The sequence below is a fragment of the Rhodopirellula maiorica SM1 genome (assembly GCF_000346295.1).
GTDB classification, from domain to species: Bacteria; Planctomycetota; Planctomycetia; order Pirellulales; family Pirellulaceae; genus Novipirellula; species Novipirellula maiorica.
Genome location: NZ_ANOG01000271.1, coordinates 1 through 4,206, shown reverse-complemented (window position 1 = coordinate 4,206; position 4,206 = coordinate 1). Strand labels below are relative to the sequence as shown.

4 protein-coding genes are annotated in these 4,206 nt (G+C 54.0%); all 4 read right to left on the bottom strand.

The genetic code is table 11. The annotated features are described in order from the left end of the window. The coding region (locus RMSM_RS08660; protein ID WP_173405112.1) for an FG-GAP-like repeat-containing protein at positions 1–1,860 on the bottom strand (1,860 nt) is incomplete at its 3' end. A gap of 111 nt (positions 1,861–1,971) precedes the next feature. Then, positions 1,972–3,624 carry a rhamnogalacturonan acetylesterase gene (locus RMSM_RS08655; RefSeq protein WP_008694267.1) on the bottom strand — a complete coding sequence of 551 codons (1,653 nt, stop codon included), beginning with the start codon at positions 3,622–3,624 and terminating at the stop codon, positions 1,972–1,974. A 59-nt stretch (positions 3,625–3,683) separates the two neighbouring features. Further along, positions 3,684–3,863: a hypothetical protein gene (locus tag RMSM_RS08650; RefSeq protein ID WP_008694265.1), complete on the bottom strand. Its 180-nt coding sequence runs from the start codon at positions 3,861–3,863 to the stop codon at positions 3,684–3,686. Positions 3,864–3,877: 14 nt separating this feature from the next. Further along, a partial coding sequence (locus tag RMSM_RS08645; protein ID WP_040764877.1) for an H-X9-DG-CTERM domain-containing protein occupies positions 3,878–4,206 on the bottom strand: 329 nt, incomplete at its 5' end.

Below are 4,206 nucleotides of genomic sequence, written 5' to 3'. Positions count from 1 at the left end.
AGCATGCTCAAAAGGGCGAGTTCCATCACAATAGTTGGCGGCAAAAATATCTGCGTTGCCATCCGCGTCCAAATCCGCAATCGCAGCTGACACACTCCACGATTCGTCGTGCATTCCCATCGATTCAGAGGCCTCGCGAAACGTTCCGTCGCCGTTATTGATGAACACGCGGTTTTGTCCGATGTTGGCATCAAAGATGTCAGCAAATCCATCACAATTGATATCGCCAATCGCGATCCCTTGCGAAAAACCGGTGTCGTCATATCCGCAGAGATCTCCAACCTCAACAAACTGACCACCAAGATTCCGAAACAAACGATTCGCCGACGAATTGGCTTGGAGTGGCTCGCCATCGAGCATTGCCACAGCGAGATCAGGGTAGGAATCCAAATCAAAATCGATCACTCCCACGCCTCCGCCCGAACTTTGATGCAACCAGTGTCCTTTGGATTCCGCGTCGGCCGAGATCGCGCACGTGTGATCGAATCCTCGCTTCTTTGCCTCGTTTTGAAAAAGAGGAATCTGGCTTTTCTTGCGAAGTGCCCCAGAGGTGTTCGTCGGCGATTGATTGCTTCCCAATCGTAACGATTGGGAATTGGGATTGCCGCGGACTCGGATCATGGATGCCAGGTCGTGCGAGGAAAGGATCCACGGTGAGCTCGGGCTCAGGCGATCACGAATTGCGAGGTAACGTTGTTTTGCGTCCGCGGTTGTTTCATTCGGTAGTCCGACCGCATGTCGCGCCCACGCTTCGCCCTCCCAGACTCGTCCTAAATCCACCATTGACTCGGCCACCGCAAACGCGGCCGTCTGAGATTGTCGATCACGGTCCAGATAGATTTTGAAACTGTCGCGAAGTCCTATTTGTCGCTGGATTTGCACCTCGACCAATTGAGCGGTCGGCTCGTCATCGATCGCAAGCAGATTTCGATACAGCCCATTGAGTTGATCGGGATAACATGTCCCGTTCAATCGTTGAACCTGCAGAAATGCATGCGCTGCGGATTGCGGATCCGCGACGGCTTCGGCCCATTTCCCCATGACGATCCAATACTCGGGTGAATCAACAATCTGCGCAGGCAAACGACTTTTCCATTGCTCAAGCTCGTCGATTCGTTCCAGCTCGACCAAGCCACGTCCGTACAAAACCAACGCGGGGGCGAAATCAGGATGTTGCTCCACCACCGCCTCGAGTCGATTCACAACCTCCTCCCACTGTAGACGCATCGCGTTGACGCGCGCCGCTGCGTAGCGAAGACGAATGTCGCCAACCGATCGTTCGAGCAACGAATCGCAAAACTCGAGATCCGGCTCGATCCGGGCTGGATGGGCCATCAACAGCAACGTTTCGACATCACCTTGGTTGTGCTGAAAAAGCCAATGAAGATACGAGGTGGACGACTCGGGAATCCCCACCATGGTCATCAATCCCGCTAGATCAAACCGTGCTTGAGCCGCTCCTTCAAAACGCTCGATAAAGGTTTTAAGGAGTTCGATCGCGTCAAACACGCGTCCCGATCGAAGCAGCGATTGAGTGAGATTATCTAGCAGCGGCATGTCCGCTGTTTTGGACTGACGAATCGCTTCTTGATAGTACGACAAACTCGATTGAAAGTCGCGTTGATGCCCGGCAAGATTGCCTGCGATTAATAACGCCTGCACATCGCTGGGATCGGCGACCAATTGTTTCCGAATTGCGATTTCGCCGCGTGCGAAATCGCCTGTGGAAATCGCCGTAACCGCTTCGCGAATCAGTGATGGACGCGTTTCCGCGGATTCCGGATGCGGCGGTTTTATTGCTGCGGAATCCCTTCGCCCGCTGCGCACAACATCCGGCGACTCCTCGGCGGAACACCCCAAAAACAATAAGCAAAAAAGTACTGCGGCAACGAACCTCGGCTTTTGGAAAAGTCTTCGATACATGACAGCTGCATTTATTGGCTGGCGAGTCGAGAAGATCGCCAAAATCGATCACCGAGTCTTCAAGGTCGATAGAAACGGCTTCAGCGGCCGCGCGGGTAACTCCTTCAGCCCCGCGACCACACATTCGGCGTTCACCACGGCCCCAGCCATATTGGTATGCGTCCGGGCGTCGGCAAAAAGTGAATCCACATGCGTTTCACCAAGCTGCTGATATCGCGATCCAATCAAAGCGGTCAGGTCGATAAAGTGGCTATCGGTCGCATCGGCAACCTGTTGGCACCACTGGCGATGTAACACGAAGTCGGGTTCGAATCGCCCTTCGTGCCAATTGTTCTTGTGTGGCACTGGCGAACAAATGATTGGCGTGGCTCCTTTGCCTTTTGCATCTCGACAAAATTTTGACAAATACCATCCATAGCTGTGCACCAATTCCTTCGTTCCATCCTCGAAGGAAACCGCTTGGGTATCGTCACCGACGCCAGGCAAGGCGGGACGTCGCTTGAACCGTGCGTCACCGACACGGCCACCATCATTATGACCAAATTGCATCACCACGAAATCGCCAGCCTCGAGTTCGTCCAACACCTTTTGCCAACGTTCCTCACGCATGAAGGATCTTGTGCTACGTCCCCCGATGGCACGATTGACGACATCAATTTTGTCGGTGTCAAAGTACCGATCGATCACTTCCCCCCAACCCACACCGTCCTGGTGCCCGTTGCGTACCGTCGAATCACCGATCAGATATAACGTGGGAATCTCGCTGCGGGTTTTTGCAACCTCGGCCGTCTTGTGATCCGCCAGGATGGGACGGGAATCGGGCGAAATGACGTGTGCCGCATCCGCCGACTCGATTTCGCGGCCACGCTTGTTGAGCTGGCTTACCAGCCCGTCGAGCCGCAGCGTTAACAACCCCGCGACAACGGATGCCGCATTCAAACGCGCACCACTTAGCGAGGTATGCGTGTGCTCATCGGCAAACAAGGATTCAACCTTTTCTTTCCCCAACGCTTCATATCGCACGGCGATCATTTCGTTGAGATCGATAAACGGCACCTCTTCGCTTTCGGCCACCTCTTGTGCCCAACGAGCATAGTTGTCCGAGGCTCGTTTTAGCTTTTCACCGTTCCACAACTTGCGAGGAACCGGCGAACAAGCAACTGGATGGGCACCTCGCTCTCGGGCTTCACGGATGTATTTTCGCAAGTACCATCCGTAGGTGTGCACCGTTTCCTTTTCGCCGCTGATCCGGTTCACGATCTCCTCGAACTCGTCACCGACCCCTGGAATCGTCCCTCGTGCTCGGTGCTCGTCATTGATGGGCGAAGCATCGTTGTGCCCGAATTGCATGATCACAAAATCACCTGGCTTCAACAGAGCCTTCGTCGCATCCCAGTACCCGGCCGTCGCATAGGTACGACTGCTCAATCCTCCCACCGCACGGTTGACCACATTCAACTTGGACGAATCGAACAACTCGGCCAGCGGTTCTCCCCATCCCCATTGCCCATTTCCACCTTGCCCGTCACCGTTTCGGACGGTGGAGTCGCCGATAATCACAAGGCTACCAAGCGTATCATTCGCAGGTCGAGGCAGCGGCCTCAGTTCGGCCGCAATACCGGCAACCGCAAAGACACAAGCCTGAATGATTACCGAGCTTGTCACAATGTACCGATGGAGCCGTTTCGAGAATTGCATCATGAGAACCGGGTTGAAGAAAGGGTAAGCAGGGGAGCGATCGGGCAGTGCCACTTGCATTCCTAATGCTCGTCCTGGAACGCCTCTTTCTTCTCGGCAATCACTTCTTTCTCCGCCTCCGTAATCGGCTCATACGTTTTCATTTCAGCTGTTTGCGATCCGCCACATCCGATGGAAACGAGAGCGGGAATGCACAGCGACAATAACAACAATAGGTTGAAAGTTTTGGTCTTGGTTTTCATAGCGAACAAGGGTTTCACGTGGATGAATGCGGGTTTCGTTGATAACGGCGGGAACGCCAAACGTCGGCTGAGATGCAAACCGCTTGCATCTCAGCCCTATTGATATCGATTCGACTATCTCGAATAAGATTGACGCTCGGATTATTCGAATCCTTCGATCGTCTCTCGTGCGTTTTTGGTCCAAGTGCTCCCCACAATCCATAGGGACTTTCATATCCAGGCTTGGGATTTCGCGAACCATAGGGAACCTCGTTCTGGTCGCCCGCTTCGATCGACTCGGTGACGAACTTCACCGCACCATCGCCCATCAAGATATGGCAACCGCCTTGGTGACGACTTGCCG